The sequence below is a fragment of the Methylomonas sp. EFPC1 genome, from assembly GCF_016925515.1.
Lineage (GTDB): Bacteria > Pseudomonadota > Gammaproteobacteria > Methylococcales > Methylomonadaceae > Methylomonas > Methylomonas defluvii.
Window position 1 is genome coordinate 4,168,760 of the sequence record NZ_CP070494.1, and the last position, 18,835, is coordinate 4,187,594.

The 18,835-nt window shown below is 53.6% G+C and carries 26 protein-coding genes; 2 read left to right on the forward strand and 24 right to left on the reverse strand.

Translation table 11 applies throughout. The annotated features are described in order from the left end of the window. Positions 1–16 precede the first annotated feature (16 nt). The 15 genes from JWZ98_RS19130 to JWZ98_RS19200 all read right to left on the reverse strand — a co-directional run bounded on the left by JWZ98_RS19130 (position 17) and on the right by JWZ98_RS19200 (position 10,490). Positions 17–1,174 (reverse strand): nickel-dependent hydrogenase large subunit, encoded by a 1,158-nt coding sequence (locus tag JWZ98_RS19130; protein WP_205451373.1) that lies wholly within the window; start codon positions 1,172–1,174, stop codon positions 17–19. After that, positions 1,175–1,636: a [NiFe]-hydrogenase assembly chaperone HybE gene (hybE, locus tag JWZ98_RS19135; protein ID WP_205451374.1), complete on the reverse strand. Its 462-nt coding sequence runs from the start codon at positions 1,634–1,636 to the stop codon at positions 1,175–1,177. 2 nt (positions 1,637–1,638) lie between these two features. Further along, positions 1,639–1,860 carry a rubredoxin gene (locus JWZ98_RS19140; RefSeq protein ID WP_205451375.1) on the reverse strand — a complete coding sequence of 74 codons (222 nt, stop codon included), beginning with the start codon at positions 1,858–1,860 and terminating at the stop codon, positions 1,639–1,641. After that, on the reverse strand, positions 1,857–2,705 hold the full coding sequence (locus tag JWZ98_RS19145; protein WP_205451376.1) for a hydrogenase expression/formation protein: 849 nt from the start codon (positions 2,703–2,705) through the stop codon (positions 1,857–1,859). The genes JWZ98_RS19140 and JWZ98_RS19145 overlap by 4 nt, the downstream gene beginning before the upstream one ends. A gap of 411 nt (positions 2,706–3,116) precedes the next feature. Beyond that, the gene (locus JWZ98_RS19150; RefSeq protein ID WP_205451377.1) at positions 3,117–3,506 is read right to left on the reverse strand and encodes a Rap1a/Tai family immunity protein; all 390 of its coding nucleotides are present in this window, start codon (positions 3,504–3,506) and stop codon (positions 3,117–3,119) included. A 62-nt stretch (positions 3,507–3,568) separates the two neighbouring features. Further along, positions 3,569–4,027, reverse strand: a complete 459-nt coding sequence (locus tag JWZ98_RS19155; protein ID WP_205451378.1) for a hypothetical protein — start codon at positions 4,025–4,027, stop codon at positions 3,569–3,571. A gap of 403 nt (positions 4,028–4,430) precedes the next feature. Next, positions 4,431–4,748, reverse strand: coding sequence for a CcdB family protein (locus JWZ98_RS19160; protein WP_205451379.1), 318 nt, complete (start codon positions 4,746–4,748; stop codon positions 4,431–4,433). Between the two features lies 1 nt (position 4,749). After that, positions 4,750–4,989 (reverse strand): type II toxin-antitoxin system CcdA family antitoxin, encoded by a 240-nt coding sequence (locus JWZ98_RS19165; RefSeq protein ID WP_020483425.1) that lies wholly within the window; start codon positions 4,987–4,989, stop codon positions 4,750–4,752. 211 nt (positions 4,990–5,200) lie between these two features. Next, positions 5,201–5,617: a hydrogenase gene (locus tag JWZ98_RS19170; RefSeq protein ID WP_033157847.1), complete on the reverse strand. Its 417-nt coding sequence runs from the start codon at positions 5,615–5,617 to the stop codon at positions 5,201–5,203. Beyond that, positions 5,614–5,910, reverse strand: coding sequence for a HypC/HybG/HupF family hydrogenase formation chaperone (gene hypC, locus JWZ98_RS19175; protein ID WP_033157846.1), 297 nt, complete (start codon positions 5,908–5,910; stop codon positions 5,614–5,616). Before hypC ends, JWZ98_RS19170 begins: the two co-directional genes overlap by 4 nt. Beyond that, complete coding sequence (locus tag JWZ98_RS19180; protein WP_033157845.1) at positions 5,910–6,596, reverse strand: HyaD/HybD family hydrogenase maturation endopeptidase; 687 nt, start codon at positions 6,594–6,596, stop codon at positions 5,910–5,912. Before JWZ98_RS19180 ends, hypC begins: the two co-directional genes overlap by 1 nt. 89 nt (positions 6,597–6,685) lie before the next feature. Continuing rightward, positions 6,686–7,381 carry a Ni/Fe-hydrogenase, b-type cytochrome subunit gene (gene cybH, locus JWZ98_RS19185; RefSeq protein ID WP_205451380.1) on the reverse strand — a complete coding sequence of 232 codons (696 nt, stop codon included), beginning with the start codon at positions 7,379–7,381 and terminating at the stop codon, positions 6,686–6,688. Beyond that, positions 7,378–7,593, reverse strand: coding sequence for a hypothetical protein (locus tag JWZ98_RS19190; protein WP_205451381.1), 216 nt, complete (start codon positions 7,591–7,593; stop codon positions 7,378–7,380). Before JWZ98_RS19190 ends, cybH begins: the two co-directional genes overlap by 4 nt. A 9-nt stretch (positions 7,594–7,602) precedes the next feature. Continuing rightward, positions 7,603–9,399 (reverse strand): nickel-dependent hydrogenase large subunit, encoded by a 1,797-nt coding sequence (locus tag JWZ98_RS19195; protein WP_205451382.1) that lies wholly within the window; start codon positions 9,397–9,399, stop codon positions 7,603–7,605. Continuing rightward, entirely contained in the window at positions 9,399–10,490 is a 1,092-nt protein-coding gene (locus tag JWZ98_RS19200; protein ID WP_205451383.1) for a hydrogenase small subunit, read from the reverse strand. Before JWZ98_RS19200 ends, JWZ98_RS19195 begins: the two co-directional genes overlap by 1 nt. Before the next feature lie 533 nt (positions 10,491–11,023). Between JWZ98_RS19200 and JWZ98_RS19205 the strand changes: the two genes are divergently transcribed. Continuing rightward, positions 11,024–11,473 (forward strand): hypothetical protein, encoded by a 450-nt coding sequence (locus tag JWZ98_RS19205; protein WP_205451384.1) that lies wholly within the window; start codon positions 11,024–11,026, stop codon positions 11,471–11,473. 94 nt (positions 11,474–11,567) lie between these two features. Here the strand turns inward: JWZ98_RS19205 and JWZ98_RS19210 are convergent, their stop codons facing one another. The 7 genes from JWZ98_RS19210 to JWZ98_RS19240 all read right to left on the reverse strand — a co-directional run bounded on the left by JWZ98_RS19210 (position 11,568) and on the right by JWZ98_RS19240 (position 16,527). Then, complete coding sequence (locus JWZ98_RS19210) at positions 11,568–11,897, reverse strand: hypothetical protein (protein WP_205451385.1); 330 nt, start codon at positions 11,895–11,897, stop codon at positions 11,568–11,570. Positions 11,898–12,086: 189 nt separating this feature from the next. Next, positions 12,087–12,602, reverse strand: a complete 516-nt coding sequence (locus JWZ98_RS19215; protein ID WP_205451386.1) for a hypothetical protein — start codon at positions 12,600–12,602, stop codon at positions 12,087–12,089. Positions 12,603–12,643: 41 nt separating this feature from the next. Next, the gene (locus JWZ98_RS19220; protein WP_205451387.1) at positions 12,644–13,276 is read right to left on the reverse strand and encodes a protein-methionine-sulfoxide reductase heme-binding subunit MsrQ; all 633 of its coding nucleotides are present in this window, start codon (positions 13,274–13,276) and stop codon (positions 12,644–12,646) included. 2 nt (positions 13,277–13,278) lie between these two features. Beyond that, positions 13,279–14,208 carry a protein-methionine-sulfoxide reductase catalytic subunit MsrP gene (gene msrP / locus JWZ98_RS19225; protein WP_205451388.1) on the reverse strand — a complete coding sequence of 310 codons (930 nt, stop codon included), beginning with the start codon at positions 14,206–14,208 and terminating at the stop codon, positions 13,279–13,281. Positions 14,209–14,310: 102 nt separating this feature from the next. Further along, positions 14,311–14,682 carry a hypothetical protein gene (locus JWZ98_RS19230; RefSeq protein ID WP_205451389.1) on the reverse strand — a complete coding sequence of 124 codons (372 nt, stop codon included), beginning with the start codon at positions 14,680–14,682 and terminating at the stop codon, positions 14,311–14,313. Between the two features lie 100 nt (positions 14,683–14,782). Next, positions 14,783–15,598, reverse strand: coding sequence for a nucleoside triphosphate pyrophosphohydrolase (mazG, locus tag JWZ98_RS19235; protein ID WP_205451390.1), 816 nt, complete (start codon positions 15,596–15,598; stop codon positions 14,783–14,785). Continuing rightward, on the reverse strand, positions 15,595–16,527 hold the full coding sequence (locus JWZ98_RS19240) for a carbohydrate kinase family protein (RefSeq protein ID WP_205451391.1): 933 nt from the start codon (positions 16,525–16,527) through the stop codon (positions 15,595–15,597). Before JWZ98_RS19240 ends, mazG begins: the two co-directional genes overlap by 4 nt. 170 nt (positions 16,528–16,697) lie before the next feature. On the opposite strand from JWZ98_RS19240, the gene JWZ98_RS19245 reads away from it, so the two are divergent. Further along, positions 16,698–17,873 (forward strand): integrase, encoded by a 1,176-nt coding sequence (locus tag JWZ98_RS19245; RefSeq protein WP_205450356.1) that lies wholly within the window; start codon positions 16,698–16,700, stop codon positions 17,871–17,873. A gap of 64 nt (positions 17,874–17,937) precedes the next feature. Here the strand turns inward: JWZ98_RS19245 and JWZ98_RS19250 are convergent, their stop codons facing one another. Together JWZ98_RS19250 and gcvH are read right to left on the reverse strand one after the other, a co-directional pair. Then, positions 17,938–18,297, reverse strand: a complete 360-nt coding sequence (locus JWZ98_RS19250; protein WP_033157835.1) for a diacylglycerol kinase — start codon at positions 18,295–18,297, stop codon at positions 17,938–17,940. A gap of 9 nt (positions 18,298–18,306) precedes the next feature. Beyond that, positions 18,307–18,690, reverse strand: a complete 384-nt coding sequence (gene gcvH / locus JWZ98_RS19255) for a glycine cleavage system protein GcvH (RefSeq protein ID WP_033157834.1) — start codon at positions 18,688–18,690, stop codon at positions 18,307–18,309. Positions 18,691–18,835: the final 145 nt, after the last annotated feature.

The window sequence follows — 18,835 nt, forward strand, 5'->3', positions numbered from 1 at the left end:
GATTGCTCTGTGTAGTTCAGTTTTCCGGCGTCAACACCAGTCGGTATTGCACACAAGGGTCCACCGCGTTAATCAGCCATTCCGCCTGCTGCCGCAAACCATCGACAGCGTCCGCTTGCAAAGACTTTAAACCTTGGGCCAACACACCATCGGGGTGAAAATTCCATTCGGTCGGCGCCACGATGCGGTAATCGTACACCCTGCCTTCACGCAACTCCAGGCGATGAATCAATAAGCCGCGCGCGGCTTGGACTTGCGCCAAGCCAAGGCCATCGCCGGCGTACGCCGACGTCATGCCAGCCATTGAGCTTATTCCCTGCGGAATTACTGCCACTTCCATCAACACGGCAACAAAGCGCAGCAACAAACCATTGCCGTAACGGCCATGCAAATCCGCGAGCAAGGGTGACGCTTGCTGACGACTCAAAGGCGTCGACTCAAAACAACAGCCCCGCCACTGCGGCGCCCGACAGAAGGCCAAAAGATCTGTGTTTTGCATCTGCCAGTTCAGTTCGGCCGGCTCCAATTCCGGCAAACCCACCACAGTACTGCTCCCCAGCGCCGGCCAATCGCGTTGATATACGGCATTCAATAGTCGCGCGGCCAATCCTGTATTTTCATCCAACCAGTCGCGCAAATGCGCTTCGTTGCTAGCAGCCAGAAATCCGCTACGGCCGCCAGCAAAAATCGCTTCATCAATTAAGCCGGTCAATTCATCAAGCAAAGTCTGCAAAAACGCTCCGTCGATCTGCAACTGGCTATCCAGCTTAAACGCCTCGCCATCCTTGAATAAAAACGATTTGAACTGCCTATCCAATTTTAACAGCGCGGCAAGCGCGATCTTATCCGCGGGCTGACCCAGCAAAACCGGCCAATCCAATAATATCCGCCAAACGTGTTCGCGCACGGTTTCCAGTTGCAGCAAACATTCCCGAGCGGCATCCGCTTCCGGCTCGGCGGTCATCTGCAAGGCAGCGCGGCAGGCCATTAAAGCCGCGTAAGCCTGGGCATTGCCGCATAAAGAAAACAGTAGTGGCACCATGCTCAACACTTGCTCCGGCGTTTTGCCGATCAACACCCGCGCCGCATCGGGACGCGTCGAGTCTATCTTCACCGCAGCGACCTGCCCGGCGCGATGCGTCAGTTCGAGAGTAATCTCGCCCGCCGGCGTCATTTAAGGTCTTACCAAATTGCCGCGCAACAAATCGCGGCGGCTGATCGCTCGTGGCGCGGGAACGGCTAGCAAAGCTTGCAAAGCACTTTCCGCCGCAGCCACGGCCGCCGCTTGGTCGGCAAATTGAAACATCGGCGAAAATAGCGAACATTGCGCATACCTTCCCAGTTGCACTTCGTCGGCGACGACAAACTCAAAACTGCCGTACGGAAAAGCCTGGTCAAACTTGGTTCCTGGCGCTTGCGCCGACCATCGACTTTCCGCGCTTGGCAGCAGTAACAGATTCATAAACCAGGGCGTAATCAACACCCCCACCCAATCGGCGTTGTAGCGGTTAAACCCCAGGGCTCGCACCGCCAATGCCGGATTCAGTACCGGCATGTCGCGCATCCGTTGAGCCAGGATGTCGTTAAACACGGCTTCCAGCGTTTGCCGAATCTGCTCACCATCCTGCCAGTACATACTTAGTCGTCCAGCACCAAAAAGCCCTGCTTCGGCGCGCCGCATTGCGGGCAACTCCAATGGTCGGGCAAATCGACAAACGCGGTGCCGGGCGGCACTTGCCAAACGGCATCGCCTTCGGCAGGGTCATAGACGTGCCAGCAAATCTTGCATTCCAGCTTGGCCTCGGGAGGCAAGCGCGAGGCATCGCCGCCATAAGCCCCGGCGAAGAAACCTTCAGTCACAAATACACCTGCAAAATTTCCTGCAAACGCTGATGGCTGTCGGCGATGTCTTCCGCCGACGCGCACGCCACATTCGGCACGTCGCTGACTTCCAGGGTATTGAGAATCAGCGTGTCTTGCGAATTAAAATATCGTACCCACCAAACGTTGCGGGTGGCGGTAGCGTCGATCCGGCAGTTACCGTAACCACGCGACAAAATCGTCACCGCGCCCCTGCCCAAACGTTGTTCCAGAAACGCCAAATCCTGCTCGGTTTGCGGCAGCAAGCTCAAGTTGATGATATGCGCTTCGGCACCGGGTTGATACTCGGCGATTTTGGCATTCAACTCGGCCAGCAGCGGCGGCGCGTTCATCACCCCGTCCGGCAGCGCGCTCATGTCAGTATCGATATTTTTAGCGGCATCGGCGAATGCAGTTTGCAGGATAGCTCGCGGGATGATGCCAACTTCCAATGTATCTGTAATTATTTGCTTTTGCGCATCCAGACGTTGCGAACGCCAGACACCGGCCAGCACCGATTCCTGAATCCGCAAGGTTTGCGTACCGTTACACAGCATGCTGACTTCGCCTTCGCCGAGCAGTTCGTCGACGAACTGGCGATTGGTTTGGTCCAGTTTGATCAAGTCTATGGCTTGGCTGGTTGCCGGGTACGTTGCCAAATCCTGCTCAAGCTGCTGCAACGCGGTTTTGGCCTGCGCCAGATCGGCAGCGTTCAAGTCCACCGAAATCGTCGGCATCCGATACGTCGTCATTTCTTCCGGCATCGCCAGATAGTCGAGTTCGACGCCGTCTTCCTCGGCGGGTTGGCTGCCTTGGCCGAAAATTGGGAGGGATATGCTGGTCATATTCAGTTGTTTGTTGGTTTTGGGATGTTTGTTTCATTGGTGTCGCTATCGCGAAGCTGGTTTTGCATGTCGGGTCTCGGCCCGACAGCCGAAATACTTTCTTTTGCGTGGCCAAAAGAAAGTATTCAAAGAAAAGGCCACCCGACATTCCGCCTTTATCCTGCGCTTCTCGCTTTTGGCGAGGGTTTTCGGAAGGGCCATCCCTGGCCCTCCGAAAACGAGCGGCATCCCTGCCGCTCCCCTATCGGGCTAATCTCGCCAAAAGCTGCGATGCTCGGGGCGGAATAACGGGAGCAAAAGCGTCCCAAAATTTAATAGAAATCTTGGAAATTTTGGTTGCCAAAAACTCCTGGTTTTCTCGGCCACAAAAATGTGTTACCAAACCGGAGTTTGTATCAAAAGCCAACAAGCTTAAGGGCATGGGAATGCACCTTTAAGTGCTGTTATAGCGAGAACAGCATCAGCTTCGTGTAGTTTTTCTGGGTGCTCTTCAAGGTATTTAAGAACAACTCGAATAGATGGATCAATGGATAAGAACTGTCCTTTGTCAGTAGGATGGCAAATACCAAATTTCCGAGCTTCATCAGACGGAGAATTACCATTAATTACCATTGTTGCCATCACACCATTGACCAAGCCAGCGCAATAGTTCAATCCTCGATGATCTCGTTCATTTCCAGTATCACCACTAAGTAGTTTCACTGCGCTTTTACAACTAATAATTAGAGAGCTACCATCTCCCGCATGAACAACCGAGTAGGGTACAAGCAAAAGAATCAGCACCAATACTGTTCGACACATTAGTTAATTCCGAATCAAAAGAGAGACAAAGCGCTTACCCGTTATTCCTTAAGTGGTTTTCGTTATCTATACCCAACCAGTGGACAAACTGCATCCAGTAACTTTCTGCAAACCGACTCCACAAGACCGAAAATCGGAAACACCTTTCCTCCTGTCACAATGTAATTCAGCTGTTTCGTTGAATACAGCTCATTTAATACTTCGAATGCGTCATACTCCATGTCTTCTAGATTAACGAGCGACCCTAAGCCAAGTTCATTAGCTTTTTTTAGGCACTTCACGATGTCATGTCCAAATTTCTTGGTTCTAAGATCACGCAAGGGAACACCGCAGAATACAAGATATGCCTTCAGACAAAGCTCAATCGAATGCCCCATAAGATACATGACTGGTATGGGGGCAATAGACTCAAAGCCAGGTCTATGTCCTATTTTGTCGTCAGCTGCTAACGCAAAATCGAAAAATTCTCTTGCATAACGAGCAAGGCCGATAGGCGTTGTTCTTTTTGGATCGTCGCTCATTAAATTCCTCATCTAAGTCAACTAGTAGGCTGGGCAGAGCAACGCGAAGCCCAGCGATATAGGCCAGAGCTCGGTTTACACTGTCGTTCCAACCCAGCCTACCAAAAAACCTTAGCTACACATTTTATCAGTTGGAGTGGACTATTCCCGTTATTCTGCCCCGAGCATCGCAGCTTTTGGCGAGAATAGCCCGCAGGGGAGCGGCAGGGATGCCGCTCGTTTTCGGAGGGGCAGGGAAGCCCCTTCCGAAAACCCTCGGCAAAAGCGAGAAGCGCAGGAGTAAGGCGGAATGTCGGGTGGCCTTTCTTTTGGTGACTTTTCTTTGGCCAAGCAAAGAAAAGTCACTCGGCTGTCGGGCCGAGACCCGACATCAAAATAAGCCGCGATAGCGACACAAAATCAATCAAAACCCCTGAAACAAAAAATCCAACGCTGCCCCTATCTCAAACCGCTGCGCTTCCAACGACATCATCGGTGATTTCAAAATCCGAGCCGGAACCGATGCCAATTTCGGCGTTTCCAACACACACTCAAGACCATCGACCACCACAATCGGGCTCAAATTAGTGGGTAATTTGACTGCCGGAAAGCGATCAAGCCGGCGCAGCGGTACGACGACTCGGCTGTCCAAAGAATTCAAGACATCGCTTTGCACATCCAGCAGATACGGCACGTCGTCGGACGTTGTACTGCTATTGCGGTAAACATCGAAGCGCGCCATGTCAGAAAGACCGCCATTCGTCTAGCGGCAAACCGTCTTGCTCAATCGTTTGATTGTAGGCTGCGATAAACTCGGCATGCTCTTGCTGCCAACGCCTTTCTCTTTCGCCGCGCACCAACTCGCGCAGGTGTCGGTCGCAGGCCTGCGAAATATTGATATTCAATGCCTTGGCCTCGGCCAGCACATCGGCAGACAAGGTGATATTGGTGGCTTTCTTTGTTGCGCTGTTCGTGACTGCCATGATGTTGTCTCCATGAATATGGCTTTAGTATGCGCATTGTACTCCAACATAAAGACTGTTGGAGTACTGCGCAATAGTGACACCAAATTGTTAAAGAGCCGGTGAGATTCCCTTCACCCTAGCGCTCTCCCAAGGGGAGAAGAAATCAGACCGCTGAATTACGCAACGCCTTAAAGCGCCGATAGCAAGCGACTTCAAAAACTAACTAAGCCTACCCAGCACCACAAACCTTACCCAGATCAAACCCCGGCGGCTGCCCCGGCTCGGAGGCCAAAATCCTGGCAAACTCCTGCCCGTATTCCGCCCAATCTTTGATCCCGGTAATCACGCCCAAATACTCGCCGCCGCGCAAAAACACCAAGGACGGCCAACTGGTAAATCTAAACCTAGCCTGTAACTCGCGTTCGATGGATTTATCGATCAGCGCACCGTGCAAGCGCCCGGCAAAGGCTTTTAACAGCTCCGGCAAAATCACGGCCAGATCGTGGCTTTCCGGGAACAGCAACGGATCGTTGGCAAAGAACAGCACCACGGTGTCGTGGCCGTAAATAAAGTTGTCGTAACTCTCGGCATCCAGCAGCGGCAGGCCGTGGCGGGTTTGCAATTGTTCCAGCAAGGGCGTGCTCATGTTCTTAAAAATTCCGGCAGTTCGGGTTCACGGTCGACTAGGTCGGCGAATAAATGATCGAAATTGGTTTCGCCTTGCATGGCTAAGCGCATGGCTTCTAAGGCATCGGCGATTTGTGCGGCGCGCTCTGCGGAGATGACTTCCCGGGCAGCATCTAGAAACACCAGCAACCAAGTGCCGGCGACTTGTTCGCCCACCAACATCATGTCAATCAGCGTGGTTTGGCCGCGATACTCGCAAAGTGCCGAATCGCCGCGCGGTTCTATGACTTGCATGGGGATGCCGATACACATCAGTATTTGCCCCGATAATCGACATCGACTTGCAGACTGGGCAGGTCAGAAGCCGGCGGCAGCTTCACCTCAAAAGCCGCGGATAACACGATACGTTCGTCACCCAACCGACAGGCTTGTTCGGGCGACGGCCGTTCTTGTTCGTAGCGTTGGATATTCAAGATCGGGTCGGCCAATGCTTGCGGTGTGTCCACGCACTCAGCAACGACGCCGAACCTTTGCAGATAAGACAGAGCCATCTCGATAGCCGGTTGAATTTGCGCTTTGACGGCGGGCCGCAGGCTGCCGCCGTAATCTTCTAGTTCTTCCGGCTGCACGCCAATCAGCAATAAATGCTGGGGATATTCACCCAGCATTTGCGCCAGCGCCAATACTTCCTGAAAACCGGTTTGATGCAGGCTCATTTTCTTGGCACCGAGGAAATTCGGCACCTCGTCATTTTCAACGCGCTTCATGGTGGCCGGTGGCAGACCATAATCGACCGCATCAAATACCACCAATACATCCGCCGCCTGGACATGCTCGATCAGATAGACGCCCTGCGTACCGCCGTCCACCACTTGCACGTTATCCGGAAAACGGTAGTGTTTTTGCAGATGTTCGATAACGCGCACGCCAAAGCCTTCGTCGGCCCAAAGCAGGTTGCCGATGCCGAGTAGCAGGATGTTGGCTGGAGTATTTGCCATAGCTCGCTCAGGCAAGCGTAGGGTGGGCACAATTAAGTGCCCACCGTTCTGTTCCGCGTGGGCACCAAAACAGTGCCCACCCTACGAATTTAATGCGCATCGTCCACCGGCTTGTCATCTTTAAAGGTCCGCCAGCCGGTCGCAATGGTGGACAGCATGCTCTGCCCGGATAATTTGTCCTCGCGCACCGCGACATAAATATGAATCAGCACGAAACAGACGATGAACCACATCACCAGATGGTGCCAGGTGTGCACGGTTTGACTGTCGCCGAACAGCGGCAGCAACCAACTACTGAACAGCGCATATTGCCAACTGCCCTGCCCCTCGCCTTCGCCATACAAGGCAAAGCCGGTGAAGATCATGAACAAGGAACCCCACACCAATACAAAATGCATCGCCAAGATTGCCAGCGGGTTGTGACCGATGTAGTGGCGCGGTGCTTTGGTCAAAAACGCATACCACAACAGTTCCTGCAAAACGCCGTCCCAAAAATGCGCTTGCAGCAAGGGCGGCAGAAAGATCTGCCGAGCATGCTCATTACCGGCAAACGCCCAGTAGATTCGTCCCAGAAAACCGATCACCAGCACATAGCCCGCCGCAAAATGCGCAAAGCGGATATAGCCCATCAGAAAATGCTCGCTGGCTTCGCCGACTGGGGACGGTAACGGCGAGGCAATCAGATAGCCGCTGACCGCCAGTACGGTAATCGCCAAGGCATTGACCGCGTGCCAAAGCCTGACCGGCAACTCGTACACATAAACCGGAGCCAGGGGCGCGCTCATAAGGGTCTCCGCCAGCGGCTCGCCCAGCAGACTGCCACCACGGCCAGCACCAGCAATATCAAGCTACCGCCCAAGGCATAAGGCATGGGCAGGCCTTGGATCAGAAACAGATGTTCCAATGCATGGGTAAAGCTATCGATACCCGGATGGCTGTGAGCATGGGCATTGCCGGCCAGCGCCAGCAGTAACAAAGTCCAAAACAAGTTTTTCATGGCTATTCCTTATCTGACTTGGACGCGGGTTAATTCAGTACCGTCGGGGCTGATCACATGCGTGGAGCAAGCCAAACACGGGTCGAAACTATGCAGTGTGCGCAAAATTTCCACCGGTTCGTCCGGCACCTCGACTTTGGTGTTCATCAACGAGGCCTCGAAAGCGCCGATATTGCCTTGCTCGTCGCGCGGCGAACCGTTCCAGGTGGTCGGCACCACGCATTGATAGTTGGCGATTTTGGTGTCTTCGATTTTCAACCAATGCCCCAAAGCACCACGTGGGGCTTCGGTAAATCCGACACCTTTGACGCTGCTCGGCCACGTTTCCGGGTCCCAGCGCTCGACATTAGCCGTGCTTAAATCGCCGGTTTTCAGATTGGTGATTAGTTTGTCCATAAAATAACGCATCTTGCCGGCGGCCCATTGCGCTTCCAGACCGCGTGCAGCGGTTCTGCCCAAGGTGGAGAACAAGGCGCTGACCGGCACGTCCAGGGTTTTCAGCACAAAATTAATCTGTTCGGTAATTTCCTTATTACCTTGTGCGTAACCGATCACATAGCGCGCCAGCGGTCCAACTTCCATGGCATGCCCGCGCCAACGCGGTGCTTTGATCCACGAGTATTTGGCACTTTCGTCCAGTTCCTGGATATTGGTGCGGTCGCCCTTGGTTTTCGCGCCGATTTTATAGTTCGGTTCGGTGATGCCATCATAAGGATGCAAACCCAGCGCTTCGTCCGGGTATTTGTACCAGGAGTGGGGCACGTATTCCTTGATTTGCTCTGGATCGGTCAAGTCCACTTCATGAACTTTAGTCAAATCGCCGTTAATGATCGCGCCGCGCGGCATCAGCAAGTTGGCGGCAGAATAGTCGTTGGCTTTGTCCGGAATGTCGCCGTAAGACAGCATACTGGCGCCGGCCAAACCACCGCCGTACATCCAGCCTTTGTAGAACTGCGCAATCGCCAGTAAATCCGGAATGTAGACCTGGTCGATAAAGGTTATCGTACGGTCAATAATCGACGAAATCAGGTTCAAGCGCTCCATGTTCACCGCACCGACCGCGCCGACGCCGTCCAGATTGATCGCGCACGGCACGCCGCCGACCAGCCAATTCGGATGCGGGTCCTTGCCGCCGAAGATGGTGCGGATTTTCATAATGTCCTTTTGAAAATCCAGCGCTTCCAGATAATGGGTCACCGCCAACAAATCGGCTTCCGGCGGCAGCAAATAGGCCGGATTGGTCCAGTAACCATTTTTGAACGGACCCAATTGGCCGGATTCGACAAACTTTTTCAGCCGATTTTGGGTGTCGCGGAAATAGCCCGGTGAAGACTTGGGATTGCTCGGCGAAATCTGTTGTTGCAAGGCCGAAGTTGCCACCGGATCAGCCTTCAAGGCGTTGACCGGATTCACCCAATCCAAGGCATGCAAATGATAGAAATGCACCAAGTGATCGTGCGCCTGCAAGCTGAGCTGCATGATGTTTCGGATCGAGTTGGCGTTTTCCGGAATCTTGATTTTCAGGGCATCTTCAACCGCCCGCACCGAGGTCAAGGCGTGAGTACCGGTACAGACGCCGCAGATGCGTTGCACGAAAGCCCAGGCGTCGCGCGGGTCGCGGCCTTTTAAAATCACTTCCAGCCCCCGCCACATGGTGCCGCTGGAGATGGCGTTACGGATGATGTTGTCGTCGTCGATATTGACTTCGCAGCGCATATGGCCTTCGATGCGGGTCACCGGATCGACCACCACGCGGCGGCCGGCATCGTTTAAATTAAAACCGTTGGGGGTGTTTCGGACTGTCATTATTGCTGCGCTCCTGGTTGTTTATCCCCGGCTTGTTTGGCATTGTTTAAAGCGGTCAAACCGGCATGCGCGGCAACGCCGGCACCCACAATCGCGGCGGCGGTGCCGCCGACCGCATCGGCGTTAGCTTCGATACCAAATTGGTTGATGCCGGTGAGGCGGTCGTAAAAGCTGCCTTTATCCCAGAAACCGTCCTCGGAACAGCCGATACAGCCGTGGCCGGATTGAATCGGAAACGAGGTGCCTTCGTTCCATTTCACTGTGGAGCAGGCGTTATACGTGGTTGGCCCTTTGCAACCCATTTTGTACAGGCAGTGGCCTTGGCGGGCGGCTTCGTCATCCCATTGCTCGACGAATTGGCCGGCGTCGAAATGCGGCCGTCTGTAGCATTTATCGTGGATGCGCTGGCTGTAGAACATTTGCGGCCGGCCTTGTTTATCCAGGGTCGGCAGTTTGTCGAACGTTAGTAGATAAGCCACCACGGCGGTCATCACTTCAGCAATCGGCGGGCAACCAGGCACCTTAATAATCGGCTTGTCGGCCAAGCCGGGGACTTTATGTACCGGCGTCGCTCGAGTGGGATTGGGCTTGGCGGCTTGCACGCAACCCCAGGAAGCGCAAGAGCCCCAGGAAATGATGGCCTTGCAGCTTTCTGCGGCGTATTTCAGCTGATCAACGAAGGGCTTGCCGCCGATGATGCAATACATGCCATCTTCGGCCAGCGGCGGATTGCCTTCCACGGCCAGGATGTAGTTGCCTTTGTATTTTTCGACGATCTCGGTGACGATGGCTTCGGCGTTATGGCCGGCGGCGGCCATGATGGTGTCGTCATAATCCAAGGACAGCATCGACAAGATCACGTCTTTCGCTAAGGGATGGCCGGAACGGATGAAGGATTCCGAGCAGCAGGTGCATTCCAGACCGTGCAGCCACAACACCGGGATGCGCGGCTTGGTTTCCATCGCATGGGCAATTTTCGGCGCAAATGCTGGAGACAAGCCCAGCGAGGCAGCTGTTAAACTGCAAAATTTCAGAAAACTGCGGCGGGTGATGCCTTGTCGGCGCATCACATCGTAAAAGGTTTCGATCATGGATACTCCAGTCGTCGTTATGGCTAATCGAAGTGACTGGCTTGACGACACCACGCGAGTCTGGGCGTTGATTGTTGTTATCCAGTAGCTTCAACAGCAAGTTTTCAAAGCCGCCCCCGCAGCTGTTCCGACCGAGCTACTCCCGGACGGTTGAAAACGTTTGGTTGTTATTATTCGAGTTGCAGCGCCAACAGCCTTCCGCTACCGGCATTGCCCCGCTTACCCGGTGCAACATCCATGCCGGCCACAGGACAACGTTAAAACCTTTGCATTCGTAAGACTATTAGGGTTTAACGCGGCTTAGCCTCTGTCTGCTAACCAACAAACTCAACAAAACCACACAACGATTGCCGGAAATACGACATATACATAGCTTAGAGAATGAAGCCTTCGCAAACCTATGCCGCATTTGGTTGACAGGCCAGAGCGTAGGCCACTAAAGTGAATAACCGTCCTCAAGACTGGATTAACCCAAAATAATTAAGCAGAGACGGCACCGAAGTCCGTTCCCCCGCATTGCCAGGAGATCTCTTATGAACAGCGTCATCTTGCTCATGTTACTGACGATTTTTAATCCCAATGCCCTGGCCGATTGGGACCCGGAACTGGAAGCACAAGAACAAGCACAGCGGGAGGCCACGCAGCGCGCCGAACAAACCAGAGAACGCGAGGCGCAAAAAATGGTCGACGAGGCCAACGCCAAAGGCAATCGGGAAATGATGGACAGCAAGCGCAAAAACCTCGGCGCAGCGGCCAAGGGTAAATCGGATGCGGAAGTGAATCGTTTGTACGACGCCAAGATCAAACAAACCACAGACGAGGCCAATCGCTTGGCTCAGGAAGCTCGCAGTGCGCTTAGCCAAGGCCAAGGCGCAGCGGCGGTAAAACAAGTAACCGGCAAAAGCCTGCAGGAATTGGAAAATATGTCCGATGAAGAAGCCGAGGCCCTGTCTCGGGAATTGGAAAAGAAATACGGGCAATGAGGAAAGTGCCTCGCGCCCGCCGTTCGGATAAATAACCCCCTAGCTTAGAGATTCATCCGCCCACATTCCCGGCAAAGGAACTGCCGGCCCTGGCTTATTCGCCGTCTATTTCTTGTTCCAGCAAGGTCCGCAGACCGGCCGGCATTTCCAGGGTTTCCGGATCCCAGCCTTCCAGCTCCAGCACATCTTTCAGGCATTCTTCCATGATCAAATGGGCTTGTTGCGTGGCATCGGCAATCCGTTGATGCACCCGGGTTTGCACCTCGCTACCGCTGCGCTCGGAGCAATTGGCCTGATAGTCGAACAGCTTGCGCAAGCTATCGATCTGTCCGCCCACTTGCGACGGGCAGGAACACATGTACAAAATCCCCTGGACGTTGATACGTTTGAGTTGTTGATTGCTAAATTGGGTTTCCAGTTTCATGATGCGAGCTCTCGATTTTCTCGTTTATTATAATTATCGGGTTGGCGCCAACCCTGGCTCTAAATCTTTTCCGCCAAATAGGCCGCTAAGCTTCGACCGGCGGCATAGGCTATCAAGGCCAAGGCCAGTTATCAACTTTAGGCAGATTCGTTACGCGCCAAGAGGCAAATTTTAACAATCAATCCAAGATCAAGCCGGCGCTAAGCCACCGCTGATCAATTGCCGGGTACGGGCATAGGTTTCCTGAATGATTAAGGCATCGGTGCTGGCTCGATGCCGCATCAAGGCCATATCCTGCATCACTTGCCGTTTGGTTTGGCTCCAGATGTCCATTTGCGCTTCTTTTAATATCATTTCCAACGCGCTGAGATAAAAACCCGGCTGTACGCCGCAGCGGAAGAACAAGCGAGATAACCATGGCTTATCGACCACCCAGCCATCGCTATACACCGTTTTACCGGCTAAAAAATCATTCAATTCGCTGGCCACCAGGGCGACGGGTTTTCCATAATTGATTAAGATCTCCCGACTGAGGCCATGCACGCACTCAGCCTGCGCATCCCAGTGAGTCCAATCGCTGGCAGGCTTGATCAGCGCGCAATATTTTTGCCCGTTTCCCAATACTACGCCTACTTCGATGGGATAACTATCGAAGCCAAACCCGGAGGCTTCAAAATCGATGACATTCGGTCTGATGGTTTGCAACTGAGCATCCCTTTGCAAATCGTAAAACGTGTAAGCCTAGCCTAAATCGACGAATAAGATCGACGTAAACGGGCCGATTTAATTTTATAAAACCAGCGCAAAGCCAGTAACAACGCCAGTATGCCGCCGAACAGCAAGGGCCGGCTCAGATCCTTTTTGACTAGCCAGGCAAAATGCACCACGCCGGCCGCGGCAATCGGGTAAACCAAACCGTGCAAGCGTTTCCAGTTTTTGCCGCCGAGTCGGCGCTGCATGGCGTTGGTAGAGGTTACCGCCAGCGGAATCAGTAGCACAAACGCCGCAAAGCCCACGGTAATGTATGGGCGCTTCAGGATGTCCTTGGCTATAGCCGACCAATCGAAAAACTGATCCAAAACCAAATACGTCGAAAAATGCAGGCAAGCATAAAAAAATGCAAACAAGCCCAGCATACGCCTGAGCCGGACCAGCCAATTTGCGCCGCTCAGCTGCCGGAGGGGCGTGACGCCGAGACTGATAAGCAAAAACGTCAAGGTCCAATAACCGGTATTGTGGGTGATTTTTTCGATGGGATTAGCACCCAATTGATCTTGCCAGGCCGCCGTCAGCAATAACCCCAGGGGCAGCAAAGCCGCCAAAAACACCAGCGGTTTTAGACGCCGCAGGTGAGTATCGTCAAGCGCTTTCCAATTCACAGTCAAAAGTTTTTAGTCAAATCCATCCCGGCATACAAACCGGCGACTTGCTCGGCATAGCCGTTAAACGGCAAGGTCGGCCGTTTTAGAAACTCGCCCAAGCGGCGCTCCTTGGCTTGGCTCCAGCGTGGGTGATCGACTGCCGGGTTGACGTTGGCGTAAAAGCCGTATTCGCTGGGGCCGGCTTGCATCCAACTGGTGGTCGGCTGCTGCTTGAGCAAGCGAATTTTGACGATGGATTTGGCGCTTTTGAAACCGTATTTCCACGGCACCACCATTCTGACTGGTGCGCCGTTTTGATTGGGCAAGACTTCGCCGTACAAACCAAAAGTCAGCAAAGCCAAGGGATGCATGGCTTCGTCGATGCGCAGGCCTTCCCGGTACGGCCACTCCAATACCGCCCGCCGTTGACCGGGCATTTGCTCGGGGTCGTGCAGGCTGACGAATTCCACATAACGCGCCTCGTTGGTCGGTTCCACTTGTTTCAGCAGCTCCGCTAAAGGATAACCCAACCAGGGAATCACCATCGACCAGGCCTCCACGCAACGCAGGCGATAAATGCGCTCCTGCATCGGTGCCAATTTCAGCAAATCTTCGATGGCAAATTGTTTGGGTTTGCGGACTTCGCCTTCTACACTCACCGTCCAGGGCCGGGTTTTAAGGCGGCCGGCCATTTTTGCCGGACCTTCCTTGCTGGTATCGAATTCGTAGAAATTATTGTATTGGCTGACGTCTTCCAGAGGTGTCAATTTATCGGTCAAGCCGTAAGCTTCGGAGAGGCTGCTTGCCAGCTTTTCGCCGCCGAAAGCCGCGCCGGCAATTAAGGCGGTAGAGCCGCCCAATGCCAACTGCATAAAATGCCGGCGCTGGTAAAACAGCTCGCGTGGCGTGATTTCGGAAGCGGGAATTTTGGGGATGCCGGGAAGTTTCATGGTGACGCCTCTTGAAAAGTTTAGAACCACTCGACCGTAAACCGGGCCGGCAGTTCCGCTTGCGGCAAAATCAGGCCATGGGCTTTGCTATAGCCATCCGCTCTATTTGTGCGGCTTTTTCTTGCTGTCCGACTTTTTGGCTGCCGCCTTTTTTGTGGCAGTCTTTTTTGCGGACTTACCGGGCTTGGCGACTTTTTTATGCGCGGATTTCTGCGGCTTTTCCTCCGCTGTCAGTTTCGCGGCCTCAGTTTGCGCAGACTGATCTGCCAGGTCCGCGCTATCCGGCGGCAAATCCGGCATCGGCAATGCGGCCGCGTCGTTGCCGTCATCAACGGCTGACCAGTCGCAGTCGGGTAAATCTTGGTCTTCAGGCGAGCAAATGACTCGATAGATAATTTTCCGATCGTCGTTTTTACCGGTTTTAGGTTCTAACGGCTTAACAACCGGCGCGGTGTCGTCCGAGATTGTGCCCAATAATTCTGCCGCGGCTGTTTCACTGTATGCCCAAACGCTAAAAAGCAAACTGAAATAGCACGCTAGGTATATCGGGCGACTAACATCGCTCCTACGCAAACTAGCCATGGGGCTGCAATTGCTTTAAATGACGCTTGGCTTCGTCCCATAAGCCGTCCAGTTCCGCCAATTCGCAATCGCGCAGCTCGCGGCCCGAGGCTTTCACTTGCTTTTCGATGTAATTGAAGCGGCGGGTGAATTTTTTAGTGGCTTCGCGCAAGGCGATTTCCGGGTTGACTTTCAGGTGCCGGGCCAGATTGACAACCACCAGCAGCAAATCGCCGATTTCTTCCTGGATATGCGCTTGATCGCCGGACTGCCAAGCTTCGTGGACTTCCTGCAACTCCTCGCGCACTTTGTCGAATACCGGTTCGGTTTCCGGCCAATCGAAACCGTGGCTGGCCGCGCGATTTTGAATTTTCTCGCACTGCACCAGCGCCGGCAGGCTTTGCGCAACGCCGGCTAACACACTTTCGGTCGTTTGTGCGGGCTGTTTCAGCCGGCGTTCCTGCGCTTTGGCTGCGTCCCAGGCTTGCTGGCGCTGTTCGTCAGTATCGAACTTCACGTCGGCAAATACATGCGGATGCCGGCTAATCAGTTTCTCGCTGATTGCCGCCGCCACCTGTTCAAAGTCGAATAAGCCGCGCTCTTCGGCAATCCGCGAGTGAAACACCACTTGTAACAACAGGTCGCCCAATTCGCCGCGCAAATCGTCGAAATCGTTACGTTCGATGGCGTCGGCCACCTCATAGGCTTCTTCGATGGTGTAAGGAATCAGGCTATGGAAATCCTGCTTGACGTCCCAGGCGCAACCCGTCTCCGGGTCGCGCAAGCGGGCCATCAACGCCAGCAATTCCTGGGTTTTAGGCAAACTCAAAATGTGGAACCGAAGGTATCCTGATAGCGTTTTTTGAACTCCGCCATCGTAAAGGTGTGGTTTTGGGTACCGTTGTGCTCGATTTTGATCGCGCCTAACAGCGAAGCGATCCGCCCGGTAACGTCCCAATCGTAATCATTGATCAAACCGTAAAGCAGACCGGCGCGGTAGGCGTCGCCGCAACCGGTGGGATCCAGCACTTGTTTAGGCTTGGCGGGCGGAATGTCGATCACTTCGCCGCGCGTGTATACCTTGGAACCGTTACCGCCCAGGGTGATAATCAGCGCGTCGACTTTTTCGGCAATTTGCTCCAACGTCAGGCCGGTGCGCTGCTGCATCAACTCCGACTCATAGTCGTTAAAGGTGGCGTAATTAGCCAGTTCCAGAAACGCCAACAACTCGTCGCCATCAAACATCGGCATGCCTTGGCCGGGATCGAAAATAAACGGAATGCCTTGCTCGGCGAATTGCTGGGCGTGCTCTTGCATGCCTTGCTTACCGTCCGGGGAGACGATACCAATGGTAATGCCCGAGTCAGACGGCACGGTATTTAAATGCGAAAAACTCATGGCACCGGGATGGAAAGCGGTGATTTGGTTATCGTCTACGTCGGTGGTGATATAGGCCTGGCCGGTGTAATGATCGTCCAGCACCTTGATATAACGGCTGGAAATGCCGCATTGGCTCAGCCATTGCGCGTAGGGTTCGAAATCGTGGCCGACGGTCGCCATGATGGACGGCTCTTCCTGCAACAGTTTCAAGTTATACGCAATGTTGCCGGCGCAGCCGCCGTATTCGCGGCGCAAGGCCGGCACCAGGAAAGACACGTTAAGCATGTGTACTTTCTCTGGCAGGATGTGATGTTTAAATTTGTCGTGAAACACCATGATGGTGTCGTAGGCCATGGAGCCACAGATCAATGCACTCATTATTATCCTTGTTTGACGATTTTAGCCGCCCTAAGGTAACGGATGTTTGAAACAGGCACAAGACGAAAGCGACAAAACGAATTGCCTCAAATTAAAAGTAACCCAAGGGGTCATTAAAAACGGGTCGTTGCCTCACATTGTGTGTAACCGAAATCAAGCGGGTTACCACCATGGGAAAACACGAACGACGAGCCTATTTACAGGCTATCCAAAAGCGCTATCGACAAAGCGATAGGGCCACGAAACAAACGATCCTAAACGAGTTTTGCGAAGTCTGCGGCTACGCCCGTAAGTACGCGATCCGTTTGCTGAATCGAAAAGCCAAGCCAACCGCTTCGCCTAGCAAACGGCCCGGCCCCAAGCGGAAATATCAAGCCGAGGTGTTGCTGGAGCCATTGAAGCGCATCTGGTTTGCTAGCGATCAACTGTGCGGCAAGCGCCTGAAAGCCGCGATACCGATCTGGCTGCCTCATTACGAAGATCAATACGGCCCCTTGGCGGATGGCGTGCGCGCCGACTTGCTCAAGGTGTCGGCGGCGACCTTGGATCGCTTGCTCAAACCCTTGCGCGTCCAGCACCCCAAAGGCTTGTCCGGCACCAAACCCGGGTCTCTGTTGAAAACCCAGATTCCCATCCGCACTCATCACTGGGACGAGACCCAGCCCGGTTTTGTCGAAGCCGATACTGTCGCTCACTGTGGCAATTCGCTGGCCGGCGATTTCGTCTGGAGCCTGACGATGACGGACATTGTCACCGGCTGGACCGAATGCCGGGCCACCTGGAATAAAGGCTCGCAAGGTATCCTGGAACAGATTCAGGCCATCGAGAACCTGTTGCCATTCCCTTTGAAAGGCTTCGATTGCGACAATGGTTCTGAATTTCTCAATCATCACCTGGTTCGCTATTTCACCGACCACCCGCAAAAGCCGGCGTTTACCCGCTCCAGGCCTTACAAGAAAAACGACAATGCCCACGTCGAGCAGAAAAACTGGACTCACGCCAGGCAATTATTCGGCTACGACCGGCTGGATAATGCCGCGCTGGTGCCGTTGATGAACGCGGTCTACAGCACGCTTTGGTGCCCTTTGCAGAATCATTTCTGTCCCAGTCTGAAACTGCGGAAAAAACACCGAGACGGCGCCAAAGTCGTGAAAAAATACCATGCCCCGCAAACCCCTTACCAACGGGTGATCAATCATCCTGACATTCCGGAAACCACCAAACAGACTCTCCAGGAACATCATGCCAAACTCAATCCATTTGCTCTTAAGGCCGCCATTGAGCAACAATTGAAACTCATTTTTTCACAAGTCCAGGTTACCTCTAATGTGAGGCAACGACTCTGATACTTCGGTTACCTTTTTCTATGAGGCAATACGCAAAATCAACCGCTCTCCTTGCCTTTATCCCTTACAAAAGAATCAACGCCCAGGTCACGCCGGCCCAAATCAAGGACAACATGACTGCCGCCGAGCCTATGTCCTTGGCGCGTCCGGATAACTCGTGATGCTCGAAACCGACCCTGTCCACGACCGCTTCTACCGCGGAATTCAGCAACTCCACCAGCAACACCAAAACCACGCTGCCGATTAACAAGACTTTTTCGATAGCGGTTTGCCCCAGCCAGATCGCCAGCGGCGTTGTGACCACGAACAAGGCCACTTCCTGACGAAACGCTTCCTCGTGCTGCCAGGTAGCCTTAAAGCCGGCGACCGAAAAAAAGCAGGCGTTAATCAGCCGCTTAAGTCCCTTTGCATTTTGATTTGCCATTACTTATTCCTACTCCTCGATCAGGGTCCGATAACCATCGGCATCCATTAATTGTTCCAGTTCCGCCGGGTTATCGGCTTTGATGCAAAACAGCCAGGTTTGATACGCGCCGTCGTTTACCAACTCCGGCTCGTCCGTCACCGCTTCGTTGACTTCAACCACGCTGCCGCTGACCGGGCTGAACAAATCGGAAGCTGTTTTGACCGATTCCACCACCGCCAGTTGTTCGCCCGCTTTTACGACCCGGCCGACATCCGGCAAGCCGATAAAAACGATGTCGCCCAATTCGGACTGCGCGAAGTCGGTGATACCGACGCGCACCAGATTGCCGTCTTCCAGCTTGGCCCATTCATGGGTTTGCGCATATTTCAAATTTTCAGGTGTTTCACTCATTTGCATTTCCCTCAAGCCGTCACAGTAATCCGAAAGGATAACCGGCTATTTTTTTAACACAACAAAAAATTACAGACGCCAGCCCAAACTTTATAATCCCGACTCTATGGGAAGCACTTACAACAAGTTCGGCCATTAAGACGTC